This window comes from Pseudomaricurvus albidus (assembly GCF_018863235.1).
Lineage (GTDB): Bacteria > Pseudomonadota > Gammaproteobacteria > Pseudomonadales > Cellvibrionaceae > Pseudomaricurvus > Pseudomaricurvus albidus.
On the sequence record NZ_JAHKRS010000002.1, the window covers coordinates 73539 to 90888 of the forward strand.

At 54.4% G+C, this 17350-nt stretch carries 14 protein-coding genes and 1 tRNA gene; 9 read left to right on the top strand and 6 right to left on the bottom strand.

The annotated features are described in order from the left end of the window. Positions 1 to 39 precede the first annotated feature (39 nt). The gene (locus KOI40_RS03670) at positions 40 to 843 is read right to left on the bottom strand and encodes a putative hydro-lyase (RefSeq protein WP_216096117.1); all 804 of its coding nucleotides are present in this window, start codon (positions 841 to 843) and stop codon (positions 40 to 42) included. A gap of 246 nt (positions 844 to 1089) precedes the next feature. Between KOI40_RS03670 and pepQ the strand changes: the two genes are divergently transcribed. After that, positions 1090 to 2412, top strand: coding sequence for a Xaa-Pro dipeptidase (gene pepQ / locus KOI40_RS03675; RefSeq protein WP_216096118.1), 1323 nt, complete (start codon positions 1090 to 1092; stop codon positions 2410 to 2412). Positions 2413 to 2703: 291 nt separating this feature from the next. Beyond that, the gene (locus KOI40_RS03680; protein ID WP_216096119.1) at positions 2704 to 4074 is read left to right on the top strand and encodes a Na+/H+ antiporter NhaC family protein; all 1371 of its coding nucleotides are present in this window, start codon (positions 2704 to 2706) and stop codon (positions 4072 to 4074) included. Positions 4075 to 4154: 80 nt separating this feature from the next. Here KOI40_RS03680 and KOI40_RS03685 read toward each other — a convergent pair whose 3' ends face one another. Continuing rightward, positions 4155 to 4742 carry a 2-hydroxychromene-2-carboxylate isomerase gene (locus KOI40_RS03685; protein WP_216096120.1) on the bottom strand — a complete coding sequence of 196 codons (588 nt, stop codon included), beginning with the start codon at positions 4740 to 4742 and terminating at the stop codon, positions 4155 to 4157. 92 nt (positions 4743 to 4834) lie between these two features. Continuing rightward, positions 4835 to 4996 (bottom strand): hypothetical protein, encoded by a 162-nt coding sequence (locus KOI40_RS03690; RefSeq protein ID WP_216096121.1) that lies wholly within the window; start codon positions 4994 to 4996, stop codon positions 4835 to 4837. Between the two features lie 172 nt (positions 4997 to 5168). Between KOI40_RS03690 and KOI40_RS03695 the strand changes: the two genes are divergently transcribed. From KOI40_RS03695 to KOI40_RS03705, 3 genes are all read left to right on the top strand, one after another. Then, entirely contained in the window at positions 5169 to 5720 is a 552-nt protein-coding gene (locus KOI40_RS03695; protein WP_216096122.1) for a winged helix-turn-helix transcriptional regulator, read from the top strand. A gap of 136 nt (positions 5721 to 5856) precedes the next feature. After that, positions 5857 to 5933: transfer RNA gene (locus KOI40_RS03700), tRNA-Arg, on the top strand. A gap of 533 nt (positions 5934 to 6466) precedes the next feature. Further along, positions 6467 to 6883 carry a c-type cytochrome gene (locus KOI40_RS03705; RefSeq protein ID WP_216096123.1) on the top strand — a complete coding sequence of 139 codons (417 nt, stop codon included), beginning with the start codon at positions 6467 to 6469 and terminating at the stop codon, positions 6881 to 6883. A 108-nt stretch (positions 6884 to 6991) separates the two neighbouring features. Here the strand turns inward: KOI40_RS03705 and KOI40_RS03710 are convergent, their stop codons facing one another. Further along, positions 6992 to 7765 (bottom strand): exodeoxyribonuclease III, encoded by a 774-nt coding sequence (locus KOI40_RS03710; RefSeq protein ID WP_216096124.1) that lies wholly within the window; start codon positions 7763 to 7765, stop codon positions 6992 to 6994. A gap of 387 nt (positions 7766 to 8152) precedes the next feature. Here KOI40_RS03710 and pyrE point away from each other — a divergent pair, with 387 nt between their 5' ends. The 3 genes from pyrE to KOI40_RS03725 all read left to right on the top strand — a co-directional run bounded on the left by pyrE (position 8153) and on the right by KOI40_RS03725 (position 10086). Continuing rightward, positions 8153 to 8794, top strand: a complete 642-nt coding sequence (gene pyrE / locus KOI40_RS03715) for an orotate phosphoribosyltransferase (protein ID WP_216096125.1) — start codon at positions 8153 to 8155, stop codon at positions 8792 to 8794. A 71-nt stretch (positions 8795 to 8865) separates the two neighbouring features. Beyond that, positions 8866 to 9540 carry a hypothetical protein gene (locus tag KOI40_RS03720; RefSeq protein ID WP_216096126.1) on the top strand — a complete coding sequence of 225 codons (675 nt, stop codon included), beginning with the start codon at positions 8866 to 8868 and terminating at the stop codon, positions 9538 to 9540. 123 nt (positions 9541 to 9663) lie between these two features. After that, a complete protein-coding gene (locus tag KOI40_RS03725) occupies positions 9664 to 10086 on the top strand; it encodes an MAPEG family protein (RefSeq protein WP_216096127.1) in 423 nt (140 codons plus the stop codon). Between the two features lie 86 nt (positions 10087 to 10172). Here the strand turns inward: KOI40_RS03725 and KOI40_RS03730 are convergent, their stop codons facing one another. Together KOI40_RS03730 and KOI40_RS03735 are read right to left on the bottom strand one after the other, a co-directional pair. Then, positions 10173 to 13325 (bottom strand): efflux RND transporter permease subunit, encoded by a 3153-nt coding sequence (locus KOI40_RS03730; RefSeq protein ID WP_216096128.1) that lies wholly within the window; start codon positions 13323 to 13325, stop codon positions 10173 to 10175. Then, entirely contained in the window at positions 13322 to 14581 is a 1260-nt protein-coding gene (locus tag KOI40_RS03735) for an efflux RND transporter periplasmic adaptor subunit (protein WP_216096129.1), read from the bottom strand. Before KOI40_RS03735 ends, KOI40_RS03730 begins: the two co-directional genes overlap by 4 nt. 348 nt (positions 14582 to 14929) lie before the next feature. On the opposite strand from KOI40_RS03735, the gene KOI40_RS03740 reads away from it, so the two are divergent. Then, positions 14930 to 17323, top strand: a complete 2394-nt coding sequence (locus KOI40_RS03740) for a Tex family protein (protein WP_216096130.1) — start codon at positions 14930 to 14932, stop codon at positions 17321 to 17323. Positions 17324 to 17350 lie beyond the last annotated feature (27 nt).

A 17350-nucleotide genomic window follows, 5' to 3' on the forward strand; every position in this document is an offset into this window, starting at 1 on the left:
TCAATGTCTTCTCAGTAGAGGGTCTTGTCTGTACGATTGTTACAAAATAGCCAGACGGCTGTTCGGGAGGTCGGTCACGACCATGCAGCCGGGGCTGTGAGTAATGCAGAATGGCGGCTTGGCGGCCATGATGGCGGCCTGCGGGGTGACGCCACAGGCAGTGAATACCGGGTACTCGCCGTCTTTGATGGTCACGGAATCGCCGTAATCTGCCTGGTCAATATTGTGAATGCCGATGGCTTTGGGGTCGCCAAAGTGCACTGGAGCACCGTGAACGGAAGGAAACCGCGAGCAGATCTGAATCATGCGAATGGCATCTGCAGGCTTGAAGGGACGCATGCTGACGACCATATTGCCATGAAAGCGGCCGGCGGGGCGGCAGGCAATGTTGGTGTCGTACATGGGGACGTTCTTGCCTTCGGTGATGTTGCGGATTTCCAGGCCGTCAGACAGCAGCGCCTCTTCAAACGAGAAGGAGCAGCCGATCAAAAAGGTTACCAGTTCGTCATTCCAGATGTCGCGGATGTCGTTGACTTCGCCGGTCAGCTCGCCGTCTTTCCAGATGCGGTAGCTGGGCACGTCGGTGCGAATATCAAAATCCGGGCCTATACCTTCTATATTAGTATCGCCGGGGTTGGCGGCCATGCCCACAATGGGACAGGGCTTGGGATTCAGCTGGCAGAATTGCAGGAATTCGGCCGCCCAGTCTTTAGGCAGAATCGCGACGTTGGCTTGCACAAAGCCTTCGCAATAGCCGGAAGTGTTGCCGGTGTGTTCGCCAGAGCGAATTCTGGCGCGCATTTCACTAGGCGTGACTGAGGTTGACGTGAGTGGGGCGGACATAGGCCTTCCTTACTAATAACAAACACTGAATCGAAGATACGCTCGCCATTCTCTGCGGCCGGTGGGCGAGTGTCCAATTCAGGTTTTCTGAGTGCTTGATAAGTACTTTTTATCAGTGTTGGTGATAAGTTGTAAAAAATCCAGATTTTTTCTGGGTAAATAGACCCGGCGATTGGTTAGTCGGGTGTTTTATTTATCAATGGCCGGTTCGAAGAGCGTTGGCTGGTTGTGTCTGGGGAGTTAAGAGTGGTTCCGTCTTCTTTGGAGCACCTGTATCAGGTGCATATTCAGAAGCAGTTTGATCAGGTTTGCCAGTTATTGGAGGCCGGGTCATTCGACGGTCTGTTGATTGCGGCGGGAAGTCTTCTGCATCCGTTCCGCGATGATGTGGATTACCCGTTCAAGGTGAATCCCTACTTTAAGGCCTGGTTGCCGCTGCTGGATCAGCCGGGCTCTTACGTCTGGTTGAAGCCTGGTGACGACAAGCCTGTGCTGTTTTTTAATCAGCCGCGGGATATCTGGCATCAGGTGAATCAGCTGGACGATGAGGCCGTGCAGCGGGCGTTTCGGGTGCATGTGATCGCCGCACCCCGTGAATTGTCAGCTGCCCTGCAGAAAACCGGTGCCCAGAAGATGGCCTTTATTGGCGAAGCGCAGGATTCCCCCGATCTGAGCACAGAGCAAAACCCACAAGACCTGCTGGCGGCTTTGGATTATCGGCGGGCGTACAAGAGTGATTACGAAGTGGCTTGCATGGTGCAGGCTACTGAAAAAGCCGTGTCCGGGCATCGTGCGGCGGAACAGTGCTTTCGTCAGGGTGGCTCAGAATATGATATCCACATGGCGTACCTGCAGGCGAGTGGTCATCTGGAAGAGGAGCTGCCCTACGGCAATATCATTGCACTGAATCACCACGCGGCGGTATTGCATTACACGCAAAAGCGGCGTCAGCCTCCGGCGCAGTCACACTCTTTTCTGATTGATGCGGGCGCCAGTGTGGCCGGTTATGTGTCTGACATCAGTCGAACCTATTCGGCAGAACAGTGTGTTTTCTCCGACTTGATTGCCGCGATGGAGCAGTTGCAACAGTCTGTGGTGGAACGCATTCGTCCGGGGGAGGCTTATCTGGATTTGCATCGCTGGACTCACACTCAGCTGGCAGGGGTGCTGCAACAGTTTGAGTTGATCCGCTGCTCGCCGCAACAGGCCGTCGAAGAGCAGCTGACGCAGGCGTTCTTTCCGCACGGTCTTGGGCACTTGCTCGGCTTGCAGGTTCACGATCGCGGCGGCTGGATGCAGTCGCTGGATGGAACCGAGTTGCCCCCACCGCCGGAGCACCCTTATCTGCGTTTGACTCGTCCCGTTGAAGTGGGGCAGGTGTTTACCATCGAGCCGGGTCTGTATTTTATTCCTGCTTTATTAGAGCCGTTAAAACATTCAGCAAAAGGGCAGTGGGTCAATTGGAGTGCAGTCGATGCGCTGATGCCCTATGGTGGGATTCGAATTGAAGACAATATTTATATCGGTCCGGATGGGGTGAGGAATCTCACCCGTGAAGCGGGACTGTAAATGTCCCGTTTGGGTTTGGTCGTGATGGATCAGTCCGATAAAGGGATCGCTGCTTTTTAAACAGGCTTCTCGGGCTGGGATGATTCAGAAACAGTAGCGCCAACGCAAAAACTGCGCTTACAATGCTGCGTTCTCTCCGGTGCAATCTCGTCCTTCCCGCAGTCTGTGTCCACAGCCTCTGGCCACCGGATAAGGCATCTTTTATTTTCATGCCGAAGCTTTTTGTCCGCCCCGTTTGCCGGGTGGCCCTGATTTTGCGTGTCGGTAAAAATTTTTTTGAGGTGTTTTTGTATGGGGTTAGCGGATTACGGGGTGGTGTCACTGGTACCCACACTGCTGGTGTTTGTGATGGCCGTCTGGACTCGTCGGCCAATTGAGTCCCTGATTACAGGGTCCTTGCTGGGGTTGGTGATTCTGCATGGCCTGGGTTTTGTCTCGGGGCTGGCGGAAACCTCACTGCGGGTTTTAACCGACGAGGATGTGGCCTGGGTCATTCTGGTGTGTGGCTTTATGGGCAGCCTGATTGGTTTGCTGATTCGCACCGGAGCCGCCACTGCGTTCACCGCCGCGCTGCAACGCTGGGTGACCTCCCAAAAAAGTGCGCTCTTTGTCACCTGGGGTCTCGGCATTGTGATGTTTGTTGATGACTACCTCAACTCGCTGGCAGTGGGTGCGGCCATGCGCGATCTTACGGACAAGTTTAAGGTGTCTCGGGAGAAACTGGCCTATATCGTTGACTCCACAGCTGCGCCAATCAGCGTGATCATTCCCTATTCTACCTGGGGGGCTTTCTTTGGTGGTTTGCTGGTGGCCAACGGTATAGCAGAAGAAGGACAGGGCCTCTCTGTTTATATCTCTGCGATTCCTTACATGCTCTACGCCTGGGTGGCCGTGCTGTTAGTGCCCGCGGTTATTTATGGCTGGGTGCCCGCAATCGGGCCGATGAAAAAGGCCGAGTTGCGAGCCAGCTCTCAGGGATTGATGGTGCCGCCGGGGGCGGAGCATATCGAGAAAGCCAATAAATCCATTCAGCCCAAGGCCGGTATCAAACCCAGAGTGAGCTTGTTTGTCTTGCCGATGATTGCACTGGTGGCGACCACCATGTACTTCGACAACGATTTTCTGATCGGTATCTACATTACGCTTGGGGCGACCTTGCTGGTGATACTGGGAATGCGACTGCTGGATCTGCATGAAACCTTCGACACCGTCATCGACGGTTTCAAATCCATGATCGAACCGCTGGCCGTTTTGGTGGCCGCCTTTATTCTGAAAGATGTGAACGATGCGCTGGGATTACCCGCTTATGTCGTGAGTGTTATGGAGCCATTACTGACGGCTCAAATGCTGCCATTGGTAATTTTTCTGAGCATGGGGCTGGTGTCGTTTATGACCGGCTCCAACTGGGGGGTGTTTGTGATCGTGCTGCCGATTGTGACTACTCTGGCCAATAAGCTGGGCGCGGATATGACGCTGGTGATTGGTGCGACTTTGTCGGCGAGTACCTTTGGCAGTCACGCCTGTTTCTATTCGGATGCCACCGTCTTAACCTCACAGGCCACGGGTTGTACTCCGTTGCAACATGCGATCACTCAGTTTCCCTATGCGTTGATGGCTGCTGTTGTCACGGCGCTGGGTTATCTGGCGATTGCGTTTCTGTAGCGTCTTTAAAAGTATCTGATTAATGAAAGCCTGCATGCCCGCGCGAAGCGTATCATCGCGCGGGCATGGTCAGTGGTTTCTTAATTCAGTTGTTCTTCTATAAAGTCGAGCCTGTCCTGGCCAAAATACATGTCACCATTCATAAAGAAGGTGGGTGCTCCAAATGCGCCTCGCTCGACAGCTTGTTCGGTGTTTGTGATCAGTTGTTGTTTGACTTCGGCATCCTGGCTCAGGGTGAATAACGCTTCGCTATCCAGTCCCTTTGCTTGCAGGCATTCGATCACGGTATCCATCTCGCCCAGGTTTTTTTCCTGTGTCCACAGGGCGTCGTAAACGGTTTCCATATAAAGTGCGCTGACGCCGAGTCGCTCGGCCGCAATGGCGCCGCGCATCAGCTGCAATGTGTTGATGGGAAAGAACGGATTGAATGTCAGCGGCACCTGATAGCGCTTGGCGAAGCGGGGCAGATCCTGTTCCAGCATGTATTTCCCTTTGGCGGGAATGGTGACCGGTGAGGTGTTGCCGGTGGCTTTGAAGACGCCTCCCAATAGCATGGGGATGGCATTCACTTGCAGATCGTACTGCTGTTGCAGTTGCTGCAGGCGTTTGTAGGCAAGGTAAGCGGTCGGGCTGCCAAAGTCGAAGTAGAAATCCAGTGTCTGTGTCATGGGAGTCTCCTGTGGGGTTACCAGCGTTCGGCCCAGGGGCGAATATCCAGCTCAAAGGTCCAGGCATTGCGGGGTTGTTTATAAAGATGCACCTAGTTGTCGGCGAGGTCGTCGGGCCGGACGATGCCGTCTTGCTGTTTCAGCTCACGGGCCTTGGGCAGGTTTTCCAGAATCCACTGTGTGTCCGCTGCCTCATAGATGGTGTCTCTTGCGCGGACAATCAGGGCGACTTTGGTGTTGCTGGGGGTGGGCATGATTCAGTCCCTCTCTGTGGTGCGGTCAGTACGCGCTAATTTAGTGGGTTCCGTTTTGAAACTAACACTAAGTTCCATTGTGAAACCTGTCAAACTATACTGGTCGAAATGTCACTATTCGCCTTAAAGGTGGCATACAAACACAGGAAAGCCCGAGCAGGAGTAAAGCAAAGTGCGCTGGGAAGATATTGATCAACAGGTGTGTTCCATAGCCAGGGCACTGTCGATTGTGGGGGATCGCTGGACGCTGTTGATTCTACGCGATGCTTTTTTGGGCACGCGTCGCTTTGAGGATTTCCGCCGTCAGTTGGGGGTCAGTCGTCATCGCCTGACGGAGCGGTTGAACAAGCTGGTGGAGAATCAGGTTCTGGAAAAAGTACAGTACCAGCAACGTCCGCCGCGCTATGAATACCGGCTGACGGAAAAGGGGCTGGATTTACACGGAGTGATTCTGACGCTGGGGGACTGGGGTACTCGCTGGTGTTCGGATGAGGCGGGTGCACCGATTGAATATCGGCACCGAACTTGCGGCCACAAGGCCAGGCCTGTCCTCAGTTGCAGCGAGTGCGGCGAGCCAATGGAGCCGAAAACCGTGACGCCTGAAATAGGCCCGGCTTTACAGCAGGCACTGGATGCCGGAGCAGGGATGTTTCCGGAAGTCGGTTCGGAGGCTGATATCAGTGATAAATTACCACCCTTGCTGGTTAAATTGCTGGCCAAGTGATTGCCGCTGCAGAAGATTCAGCCTAAATATAAGCGACACAAATCGGTGTTTGTTCGCGGTTTGAGGATAGACTAAGCCCGTCCGGATGCGTATCATTGCGCCTGCTTTAAATCGCCGATGGCGAATTAAACGCTGCGCACCCTTAGCTCAGCTGGATAGAGCGTCGCCCTCCGGAGGCGAAGGTCAGAGGTTCGAATCCTCTAGGGTGCGCCATTCATAAAAGACCCCGCGCAGCGGGGTTTTTTATGAATGGTACCTCCTGGACTCGATGAGAGCCTCCGTTCGATCAAAGCGACAGCTTTGAGACCGCGCAAAGCGCGCCCGTAGGGTGATAAAAGCCCAAAGGCTTTTATCAGTCCATCCTCTCTGGCAGCCGCCTCCTAATTCTATCGAAGCCACCTGCCGCACAGCGGGGTTTTTTATGAATGGTTCAGTCTTGGGCTCGATGAGAACCTCCCAGGTTCGATCAAAGCGACAGCTTTGAGACCGCGCAAAGCGCGCCCGCAGGGTGATAAAAGCCCAGACGCTTCATCTGTCTATCTTCTCTGTCAGCTATTTCGTATTTCTCTTGGCGGTCTGTTGCCTCATTTATGGCTCCTGTCCGACGATTTTGACCGCCCCTGGTTGCTGAAAGATTCCCTTAGCGGTCATAAGGTTTTTCTCTTGAGCCGGTTTTTGTCTATAATGCACCGTTACTGGCCAACCGGGCCTATGCCGAAAATGGAGAGGACTTAACTGTGAGTCATATGAAGAAGACAATGGGCCTGCTGGCGGCGGCTGGCCTGAGTGTGATGGTTTCAGCGGGCGCGGTCAGTGCTGATCTGAATGAAGAAATGCAAGAGCGCCTGAAGCCTGTGGGCGAAGTGTGTATGTCCGGTGACGACTGCGCAGCAGCCCCGGTAGCGGCAGCTCCTGCTGAGCCCCGCTCTGGTGTGGAAGTGTACGAAGCGCACTGTCAGACCTGTCACGCAACCGGTGCTGCGGGTGCGCCCAAGTACGGTAATGCCGGCGACTGGGGTCCTCGGATTGCCAAAGGCATCGAAACCCTGTACACCCACGCATGGAGTGGTTTTAATGCCATGCCGGCGAAAGGTTTGTGTATGAGTTGTTCAGAAGACGAAGTTCACAAAGCCGTTGACCATATGGTGGAAGGCTCTAAATAAGAATGATCGTCGGTCAGTCTCTGTGACTGACTGGAACAACAAAAAAGGCCGCAACAGCGGCCTTTTTTGTGGGCGGGCGAAAGGGATCTAACCCTTCTCGGCCACCGGTCAGTAGACTTCCAGGTCATAATCCACGATCAATGGCAAATGACTGGAAAACTCCTTGGTCTTGTAAGTGGTGGCGTATTCCACGCGATTGGCCAGACTGTCGGAGATGACCTGGTAGTCAACCCGCCATCCATCACCTTTGCCAACGGTACCGCTGGGCCACCAAGTGTATTCGTCCTTGTCGGTGTTGCCTCGGCGGAAAGCGTCGGTATACCCCACCTGGGAGAACAGTTGTTTCATCCACTGTTGCTCATGAGGCAAAAACCCCGAGACGCTGTCGTTGTCCTGCCAGTTCTGAACATCCTCACGCTTGTGAGCCATGGCCCAGTTACCGCAGAAAATAAATTCGCGACGCTTGCGGGTGATTTTGTGCAGGTGAGCCTGCATGTCATCGAAGAACTGAATTTTTACTTCCTGAGATTCATTCTCAGATCTGGCGGAAGGCGCGAGCAGTGAGCCCACGCTGATTTGTTCAAAATCTACTTGCAGGTAGCGGCCTTCCATATCCACACCGCTGCTGAAACCCAGGCCGTAAATCAGGGCCTTGGGTTGTTGGCGGGTGTAAATGGCAACACCGTTGTAGTGCTTGATGCCGGAGTCGAAGAAGTAGGCAAAGTAGCCGTCCAGCTGAAACGGATCGCCGTCCAGCTCGTACTCCTGAGCACGTAAATCTTGTAAGCAAATGATGTCGGCGTCCTGATCGGCGAGCCAGTCGTACAGACCTCGCTGTGCCGCCTGGTGAATACCGTCAACACAAAGACTGATAATGCGCATGTTAGCCCCTTGATTACAGGCTGCGTATGATACCCGAGCTTTCGTTATTTTTGTTAATTCTATTTCCCTATGACGCTAATAAAGCCGGTCTGGGAATTCACAGGCTTCATTAAAACTAGATCATTTTGGGGGGATTGCCACAGTTCGGTTCGTGAACTGGCTGGTAGTTTTCCCCATATTGAGCCTGACATAATGTGCTTTGACGTCATCGGGTGCATTTTGTTCGGCATACGCGTTCTGCCCTTTTGATGATTTTGAACAAGCAAGAACTCTGCCCGATGTGTGACAGAGCGTGGTGTGGCTGTGTATCATTACCTTCTATTTGACGGCTCCGGAGGAGCTGTTTGACTGACAGGTCAGTGATGACGAGTAGACGAGAGCAAACCGATGCAGCAGTACCAGAGAGACTTTATCCAGCTAGCCATTGACCATGAAGCCCTGTGCTTTGGGGAATTTACCTTGAAATCCGGGCGCACCAGCCCTTATTTCTTCAATGCCGGCAAGTTTCAGACGGGTGCAGCACTGGCGGCATTGGGGCGATTTTATGCCGATGCACTGGAAAGCTCCGGTGTGCCTTATGATGTGGTCTTTGGGCCCGCCTACAAAGGTATTCCGCTGGCGGCGACCACGGCGGTGGCTCTGTCGGACAAACACGGCAAAGACATGCCCTATTGTTTCAACCGCAAGGAAGCCAAAGATCACGGTGAGGGTGGCAGTCTGGTCGGGGCTCCTCTGCAGGGCAAGATTCTGATTGTGGATGACGTGATTACCGCGGGAACCGCGGTGAGAGAAGTGATGTCGATCATCAAGGCCGAAGGTGCCGAGCCGGCCGCGGTCCTGATTGGTCTGAATCGACAGGAAAAAGGCCAGGGTGAATTGTCTGCGATCCAGGAGGTGGAGCGGGACTACGGTATTCCGGTGGTCAGTATTGTCTGTCTGGAAGACATTATTGCCTTTTTGCAGGAGCAGGGCGGCCAGCAGGATATGGTGGACAAGATTCGAGAGTACCGGCTTCAGTACGGGGTTTAAGCTTTTGTTCAGCTCCGGCGCTGCATTATTTGATAAAAGCAGTCATAAAGTAATCATAAACAGGTGAACCTATGAAAACACTGACTCTATTCCGGCGATCTACCGGTGTGCCACATCTTGTCAAAGGGATGGCATTGCTGGTGGTGTTGGCGGGGCAGTCAATGTGGGCTCAGGCACAGTCCGGCAAAACCTTTTACCGCTACCTGAACGAGCAGGGCATTCCGGTGCTTAATCACCAGATTCCACCGGAGTATGCACAGAAAGGTTACGAAGTCGTGTCTGCGAACGGCGAGGTGATCAAGGTTGTACCGCCGGCGCCCAGTGCTAAAGCTGCGACCCAGATGGAGCTTAAGCGACAGCGTGAGGCTGAGTTGGCTCAGTGGGATGAAGAGTTGCGTCGCCGTTACAGCACTGTGCGTGATATTGAAGCAGCCAAAAAGCGCAAACTGGTACAGGTGGATGGCAGTATTGCAATTCTCAAGGGCAATATTCGGAATCTGAAGTCACAAATTGCTGACCAGCAGGCAAAGGCGGCCAGAAGTGAGCGCATGGGACAAGCCGTACCCGAGGCTACTCTGAAAGCTCTGGAGGGGTTGGAAGAAGAGTTGAGAGTGAGCGAAGCGCAAATCAAGGAGCGAGAAAAGCAGTACAAGCAGATCGAGGCAAAATACGATCGCGACATCGAGCGCTTTAAGATCATCAGCCCTGAGCGTCCGCGAAACACTACCACTGCCGATAAGCGCTGATTCATCTGGAATGTATTTCCCTCCGCCGGAAGGTTTCTGCTTCGTCCCGGCTCCCTGTTTGCTGTTATGATGGCTTTCTTTTGAAATGCCTGACTCATAACAACATCCAAGTAAGGAGCCTCCATGTCTCAAAGCATTATTTTTCAACCACTGCTGACCATGCTGATTTTAACCGGCGTGGTGTGGCTGGTGTTGTTTATTCGTCGTATGTCTTATCTGGTATCTCAGAAGATCGACGCTGAACAGTTGAAAACACCCTCTCAGGTTTCCGCGTTGATTCCCGATAATGTCGAATCACCGGCGAATAATTTTAAGAACCTGTTTGAAGTGCCGGTGGTTTTCTATGTGGTGTGCATCGCCGCCTTTTTGTTGGGGCAGGTAGATGGTCTGCTGGTCAATCTGGCCTGGGCGTTTGTCATTTTGCGAGTGATTCATTCGCTGGTGCACTGTTCCTACAACCGGGTACAGCATCGCTTTATGGCGTACCTGGGATCCAGCATTGTGGTGTGGGTCATGGTGGGTAAAGTGGCCTTGGCGACTTTTTGAATCTAAGGTTGTCAACCACGGATTGACGAAGAAGGCCGGGCAGAGTGAACTCTGTCCGGCCTTTCTGTTTCATGAACTTTTTGGTGTTAAGAGGAGTGTTCTGCCTGACCGGCATCCCTCTCGAACGGCAGGGCTCCCCGATCGACTTTATCTCCCTGCATGCGGGCTTTGACTCTCTCACCTAACAGGAACAGGCCCGGCACCAGAAACAGGGTGACGGTGGTGGCGAACAACACGCCGAAGGACAGGGAGATCACCATCGGGATCAGAAATCGTGCCTGGGTACTGGTTTCCGCCATAATAGGAACCAGTCCTATAAAGGTGGTGACGGAAGTCAGCACAATGGGACGGAAGCGATCCCGCCCGGCCTGCACCACAGCTTCAAAAACCTCCATGCCGCTTTCCCGCAGATGATTGATGCGATCCAGCAGAACCAGGTTGTCATTGACCACTACCCCGGCACAGGCAAAAAAGCCCAGCATCGACATCATGCTCACTTCGCGCCCCATAATCAGGTGGCCAATGACGGCACCCATAAAGCCAAAAGGGACGGCGGTGAGAATCAGAACCGGTTGCCAGTATGAGCGAAACGCGATGGCCATCAAGCCGAAAATGAGCAGCAGTGCGAGACCGAAGTTGCGTGTTGTGGAGCCGACAAACTCCGCCTCGTTTTCCATGTCACCGGCAACCCCCAGATGGAAGTCGGGGTATTGCTGTTGCCAGCGGGGCAAGTTGTCCTGCAGCAAACCGTTCACAATCATCGTCGGGTTGCCTTTGCTGCTGTCGACTTCTGCAGTGATGTCGATGGCGCGCTTTCGATCTACCCGTTCGATAGTCGTGTAACCGGGGACAAACTGAACACTGGCAACGGTATCCAGTGGAATCTCCCGACCGTCGCTGGTGCGGATACGCATCTCCCGCAGTTGATCCACATTATTTCTTTCATCCCTGGGGTAGCGCACCATGACTTTGACGTCTTCTTTGCCTCGCGGAATGCGCTGTGCTTCCTCGCCGTAAAAGCCCTGACGAACCTGGCGGGCGATATCCGCCAGTCCTAACCCCAGCATTTCGGCGTTGGGCTTGAGTTTCAGTTCAATCTCTGTGCGGGCGGCGGTTAAAGAGTCGCGCAGATCGTAAACCCCCGAATAGCTGGCCAGAGTCTGGCGCACCTCCTGAATCGCCTGTTCCATGATGTCGTAATCGTCGACTCCCAATGTCAGGCGCAGGCTGATGGCCGCACTGATTTCATTGAGGGTGGCATTGGCTTTGATTTGATCGGCGTCGTGTATGTCGCCGGCCAGCTCTCGCCAGCGTTTGACGATCTCACTGGAGGCGACGTCATGCTTGTCGGAGTGTTTGAGGGCGATGGTGACCAGGGCGTTGTTTTCCCACGCCCAGGATTGCACATCTCCAATAACACCGTCGTCGTCGCCAGCAAACAGAGTCCGGTCGGTTTTGAGTTGCTCCGCGCTCTGCTCCAGTTGATGGATAATTTGTTCCTGAGTCTTGAAGGGGCTGCCCTCGGGGACGGTGACCTGAATGCGAACAAAGTCGGAAGCCACCACCGGCATAAACGTCTTTTTCATCCAGCCGCCACCATAGAGCGCTACGGCCAGGGCAAAGGCCACCGCAAAACCGGCAATGGTGGCGCCGTTACTGCGCAGGCTGGTCAGCAGGGTCGGCCGATAAATACGATCGGCAAACTGGTCGAGTCCCAGTGCAATATGTTCACGGCTGTGTTTTAGCCATTTCAGCAACCGGTTGTTGGTCGGTTTCTCGGGCTTCAGGTGAGCCAGGTGAGAGGGCAAAATCAGCATCGATTCTATCAGCGAGAATGTCAGGGCGAGGATCACCACCACAGGAATCGCGTAACTCATGTCGCCCATGGAGCCGGGTATTGCCAGCAGCGGGGCAAAAAAGATCATGGTGCTGATGACAGCGAAAAACACCGGTTTGCTGATGGATTTAACGCCGGCGGCGGCCGCCTCATGACCTCGCAGGCCACTTTGCTGCTTCGAATAAATGCTCTCGCCGACAATGATGGCATCGTCCACGACGATCCCCAGTACCATAAGAAAAGCAAACATGGAGACCATGTTCAGGCTGACACTGGCGAGCGGCAGCAGCCACAGAGCGCCCAGGAAGGCCACGGCAATGCCCACGCACACCCAGGCTGCCAGAGCGGGTCGCAAAAACAGCATCAGGATAATAAACACCAGCAACAGGCCCGACAGTGAGTTTTTGAGCAGCAGATTCATGCGGCCTTCAAACATGTCGGACCAGTCCCGCCAGACTTTTGCCTCCAGTCCCGGTGGCAAGTCGGCCTGAGCGTTTTGCAAATAGGTTTCGACCGTGCGGGCAATGTTCAGCACATCCGGTTCTTCGGAGCTTTTGACTTCCAGAAACACCGCAGGCTTGCCGTTCAGGTGAGCCACCACATTGTCTTCGCTGAAGCCGTCGGTAACCGTGCCAATGTCACCAATAGTCAGCTCGGCGCCATCTTCCCTGCTGTCGACGACAATCCTGTCAAAGTCGCCGGCGGAATAGGCCTGTCCTCGGGTTTGCAACTGAATGTCGCCAATGTCCGACTGGATGATGCCGGCGGGCAGGTTCAGCGAGGCCTGACGCACGGCATTCACAACCTGCTCAAAGCTGAGGTTGTAGCGGCGCAGGTTGTGCTCGGAAATTTCGATGGCCATCTCGTCCGGGCGGGTGGCATTAAGGTTGACGATGGAGACCCCTGGCAGCAGGGCAATCTCATCGCGCATTTTTTCGCCGGCATTTTTCAGGGTTTCTTCATCCACATCGCCAAACAGGCCGATGCTCATGACCTCAGTCTGCCACAGCACTTCGGTAATGATGGGTTTTTCGGCATCGGCGGGAAAGGTGGAGATGGCGTCGACCCGGGCCTTGATGTTGTTGAGCAGTCGCTGGGAGTCGTAGCCGTTGACTGCTTCCACCTGAACGGAGCCGGTATTGAGGCGCGCCGTGGAAGTGATTTTTTCAATGCCATCCAGATCAGCGATGGCTTCTTCCACCCGTTTCACAATTTGCTCTTCAACTTCCACCGGACCTGCGCCGGGGTAGGGGACCTGCACCTGAATCAGGTTGGTTTGGACTCCTGGAAAGACTTCTTTATTGAGATTCACCAGATTGCTGAGGCCGCCGAGAATGATGACGATCATCAACAGATTGGCGGCAATGGGGTTGTCAATAAACCACTGAATGATTCTGTTCATAGTGCGGCCGCCTGATCCTTGGCCAGCTGGTGGGTTTCGGTGGTCTGGTCGTTCTCTGGCAGAGGCGTGACCACCATGCCCTCACTCAGAAGACTCTGGCGCCCGACAACGATGGCGTCGCCTTTGCGAATATCGCCGCGAATCCAGGCCTGCTGACCATCGGTGTGCAGCAGGGATACGACTTTTTCGTGAGCCCGGTTGTTGGTGTCCAAAATGTACAGGTGATTGCGCTTGAACAGAGCCTCATGGGGAATCGTGATCACGTCTTCCAGTTCCCGCCCCTGTATTTCGGCTTCCACAAACAAACCGACGATCAGCGGAGCCTGAATGGTGTCGTTCTTGAGAAAGTTGCCGGTTACCCGAAATGGGTCTTTCACTTCCGCCACGGCATAATAGAGGCGCGAGCGGGTATCGAGACTGGCTTCGGTGCGGGTGATGTGTCCCTGCCAGGTGTAGCGTTTACCGGCAATGGTGCCGATGAGGGTGACCTTCGGTCCGGTGCTGTGAGGTTCCGCGGCAGTGGTTCCTGCCGTGGGGCTGTTGCTCAGTCCCAGAGGCAGATCCACCAGCGATACCTGGCGATCAGTCAATGGCAGTCGAATCTCGGCAACGCTGGTGTCGTAGACGCTGGCGATGGCAGTGCCGGGGGTAACGTACTGGCCCAAATCCACTTTGGTGTTACGGATCCGGCCGTCAAAGGGGATGCTCACCTGGGTGCGCTCCAGATTGAGCTGAGCCTGCTCCCGATCCGCCTTGGCCGATTGCAGCTGTGCTTCTGCCGCAGCCAATTGGGGTTTTCTCAGAAAGAGTTCGTTGGCCTCTTTATTGCCCAGGTCGCGCCACTCGCGACGGGCCTGACGATTGCGACCTTTTTCGGTGGCCAGCAGTTGGGTGGCGTCGGCAACCCGGGCTTCGGCGCCCAGCAGGGCAGTTTTGTAGTCTCTGGGGTCAATGGTGATCAGTGGCTGGTGTGCCTGAACAAAAGCACCGTCGACAAAGCTGGGAGCCACTTCGGTGATGCGGCCACTGACTTCGGCCACCAGATCGATTTCCCGGCGTGGTGCCACAGTGCCCTGGGATTTAACCGTGATTGCCTGTGGCGAAGGGGATGCGAACACGACCTCGACTCTGGGCGGCGGCGGTGTTGCCACGGGCGTTGGCGTCGGTTTGGGTTTAAGGGTGGCCACTGCCAGTACAAGCAGTCCGCCGAGAATAAGAATGGCGACAGGTTTAACGCTGATTTTGTGACGGGTCACAACAGATTCCTTGCAGTTGTTATTGGTGTTACCTGATTTTGAGGCCACGCAGGTGATATTCTGGAGGGACCGGCAGGCTTAGAGAAGCCATTGATTGCCGGTTGTGGCTCCAAAGGGTTCTACTGTATACGCTGGAAACGTCCAGTTTAGTCACCGCTGGCAGGACTTGTCCTGAGCCTTTACCCATCTTATCACGCGACCATAAAACCCGATCAAAAACAAGGCTGTTTTCGGGCTTTCTATTTACGCATAATGGCTGGCTAATGCCCCGTAAGACATTCGATAAAAGCGCCGGGGCCACTGAATTCAACACGTCCAGACTTACTCCGTATTCCAAGAGTTGTATCTATGAAAAGTATTTCCGCCCGTATTGCCGAAGAAATTGGTGCTCAGGAGCAGCAGGTTAATGCTGCCGTTGGTTTGCTGGATGAAGGGGCGACGGTTCCCTTTATTGCCCGTTATCGGAAAGAGGTCACGGGCGGGCTCGATGATACCCAAATGAGGAATTTGGAAGAGCGCTTGCGCTATTTGCGTGAACTGGAAGATCGCCGTGCCGCTATTCTCAAGAGTATTGACGAGCAGGGCAAACTGACCCCTGAGCTGACGGCCGACATCAACAGCGCAGACACCAAAAACCGCCTCGAAGACCTGTATTTGCCCTACAAGCCCAAGCGCCGTACCAAAGGCCAGATTGCCCGGGAAGCCGGTCTCGAACCACTGGCTAATGATTTGCACGCCAATCCGGCACTGGTGCCTGAAGAGGAGGCGCAAAAATACATCGTTGGTGGTGAACTCAATGACGATAGCGACGAAGCGAAAAAGATCACCGACATCAAAGCCGCTCTGGATGGCGCGAAGTACATTTTGATGGAACGCTTCAGTGAAGATGCCAACCTGTTGGGTCGCCTGCGTGATTTCCTCAAAACCGAGGGCAATGTCTCGGCCAGAGTGATGGATGGCAAACAGGCGGAAGCGGCCAAGTTCCAGGACTACTTCGAGCACGATGAACCGCTCAAAGGGATTCCCTCTCACCGGGCGCTGGCGATTTTCCGCGGCCGCAATGAAGGCTTTCTGTCCATTGCCATCACGGTGGGCGATGAGGAAGATCGCACGGCGGCTCACCCCTGTGAAGCCATGATTGCCGATTTCTGGGAAATCCGTGATCAGGGCCGCGCAGCCGACAAGTGGCTGGGTGAGGTAGTGCGCTGGACCTGGCGGGTGAAGTTGCTGACTCATTTGGAGACCGACCTGCTGGGTGAAATTCGCGAGCGTGCAGAAGAAGAGGCGATTCAGGTCTTTGCCAGCAATCTGAAAGATTTGCTGTTGGCCGCTCCGGCGGGTCAGAAGGCGACCATCGGTCTCGATCCCGGCTTGCGCACCGGTTGTAAGGTTGCCGTAGTGGATGCCACCGGCAAGGTGCTGGATCACTGTGCAATATACCCAACACCGCCGCAGAACAAAGTGCGCGAGGCAGAAGCGATTCTGGTCAACTACTGCAAGAAATACGATGTTGGTTTGATTGCCATAGGTAACGGCACGGCTTCTCGCGAGACCGACAAATTTGTCGGCGATATGCTGAAAGCTCACAAGGACATCAAAGCGCAAAAAGTCATGGTCAATGAAGCCGGTGCTTCGGTTTACTCCGCTTCGGAATTTGCCGCCAAGGAATTTCCCGATCTGGACGTTACCATTCGGGGAGCCATTTCCATTGCCCGCCGTTTGCAGGACCCTCTGGCCGAACTGGTGAAAATCGAACCCAAGTCCATTGGGGTGGGCCAGTATCAGCACGATGTGTCACAAACCCAGCTGGCGCGTTCACTGGAAGCCGTGGTTGAGGATTGTGTAAACGCCGTCGGTGTGGAAGTGAATACGGCCTCCGCTCCGCTGCTGGCAGCGGTGTCGGGTTTGAATCAGAGCATTGCCAACAATATTGTCGAGTTTCGCGATCAGAATGGTGTGTTTACCAGTCGGGAAGCTCTGAAACAGGTTCCTCGTTTTGGTGCCAAAACGTTTGAGCAGGCGGCGGGCTTCCTGCGTGTTGCCGGAGCCGAAAACCCACTCGATGCTTCTGCGGTTCACCCGGAATCCTATTCAGTGGTGGAAAAAATTGCCGCCAAGAATGCGCGTCTAATCAGCAATCTGATGGGCGATTCGTCTTTCCTGCGCTCCCTGAAGGCTGAGGATTACACCGATGAAAAATTTGGTGTGCCGACCGTGACCGATATCATCAGTGAGCTGGACAAGCCTGGACGTGATCCGCGCCCGGAATTCAAGACCGCTCAGTTCCAGGAAGGCGTTGAGAAAATTTCCGACCTTGAGCCTGGCATGATTCTCGAAGGGACTGTCACCAACGTCACCGCCTTTGGTGCGTTTGTGGATGTGGGTGTTCACCAGGACGGTTTGGTGCATATCTCTGCACTGTCCAATACCTTTGTTAAAGACCCTCGCGATGTGGTCAAGGCCGGTGATATTGTCAAAGTCAAAGTGATGGAAGTGGATGTCGCCCGCAAGCGTATTGGCATGTCCATGCGTCTCGACGACACCCCGGGAGAGCAGACCTCAATCGGTGGTGAGCGCCGTCCATCGCGCCGTCAAAATCAGGGTTCCAGCCAACGCAGTTTTGGTGGCAATGACAGCAAGCGTGGCGGTGGTCGCTCCGGTGGTGGTCAGGCCAAGCCGGCTGAAGGCACCATGGCGGCGTTGTTTGCGCAGGCCAATAAAAAGAAGAATGGTCGCTTGTAACAAAACCAGCAATCACGCAATAACAAA

Coding starts and splice junctions, on each gene's coding strand:
- KOI40_RS03670 (WP_216096117.1), bottom strand. CDS start 843: ATGTCCGCCCCACTCACGTCAACCTCAGTCACGCCTAGTGAAATGCGC.
- KOI40_RS03680 (WP_216096119.1), top strand. CDS start 2,704: ATGGGGTTAGCGGATTACGGGGTGGTGTCACTGGTACCCACACTGCTG.
- KOI40_RS03685 (WP_216096120.1), bottom strand. CDS start 4,742: ATGACACAGACACTGGATTTCTACTTCGACTTTGGCAGCCCGACCGCT.
- KOI40_RS03690 (WP_216096121.1), bottom strand. CDS start 4,996: ATGCCCACCCCCAGCAACACCAAAGTCGCCCTGATTGTCCGCGCAAGA.
- KOI40_RS03705 (WP_216096123.1), top strand. CDS start 6,467: ATGAAGAAGACAATGGGCCTGCTGGCGGCGGCTGGCCTGAGTGTGATG.
- KOI40_RS03710 (WP_216096124.1), bottom strand. CDS start 7,765: ATGCGCATTATCAGTCTTTGTGTTGACGGTATTCACCAGGCGGCACAG.
- pyrE (WP_216096125.1), top strand. CDS start 8,153: ATGCAGCAGTACCAGAGAGACTTTATCCAGCTAGCCATTGACCATGAA.
- KOI40_RS03720 (WP_216096126.1), top strand. CDS start 8,866: ATGAAAACACTGACTCTATTCCGGCGATCTACCGGTGTGCCACATCTT.
- KOI40_RS03725 (WP_216096127.1), top strand. CDS start 9,664: ATGTCTCAAAGCATTATTTTTCAACCACTGCTGACCATGCTGATTTTA.
- KOI40_RS03730 (WP_216096128.1), bottom strand. CDS start 13,325: ATGAACAGAATCATTCAGTGGTTTATTGACAACCCCATTGCCGCCAAT.
- KOI40_RS03740 (WP_216096130.1), top strand. CDS start 14,930: ATGAAAAGTATTTCCGCCCGTATTGCCGAAGAAATTGGTGCTCAGGAG.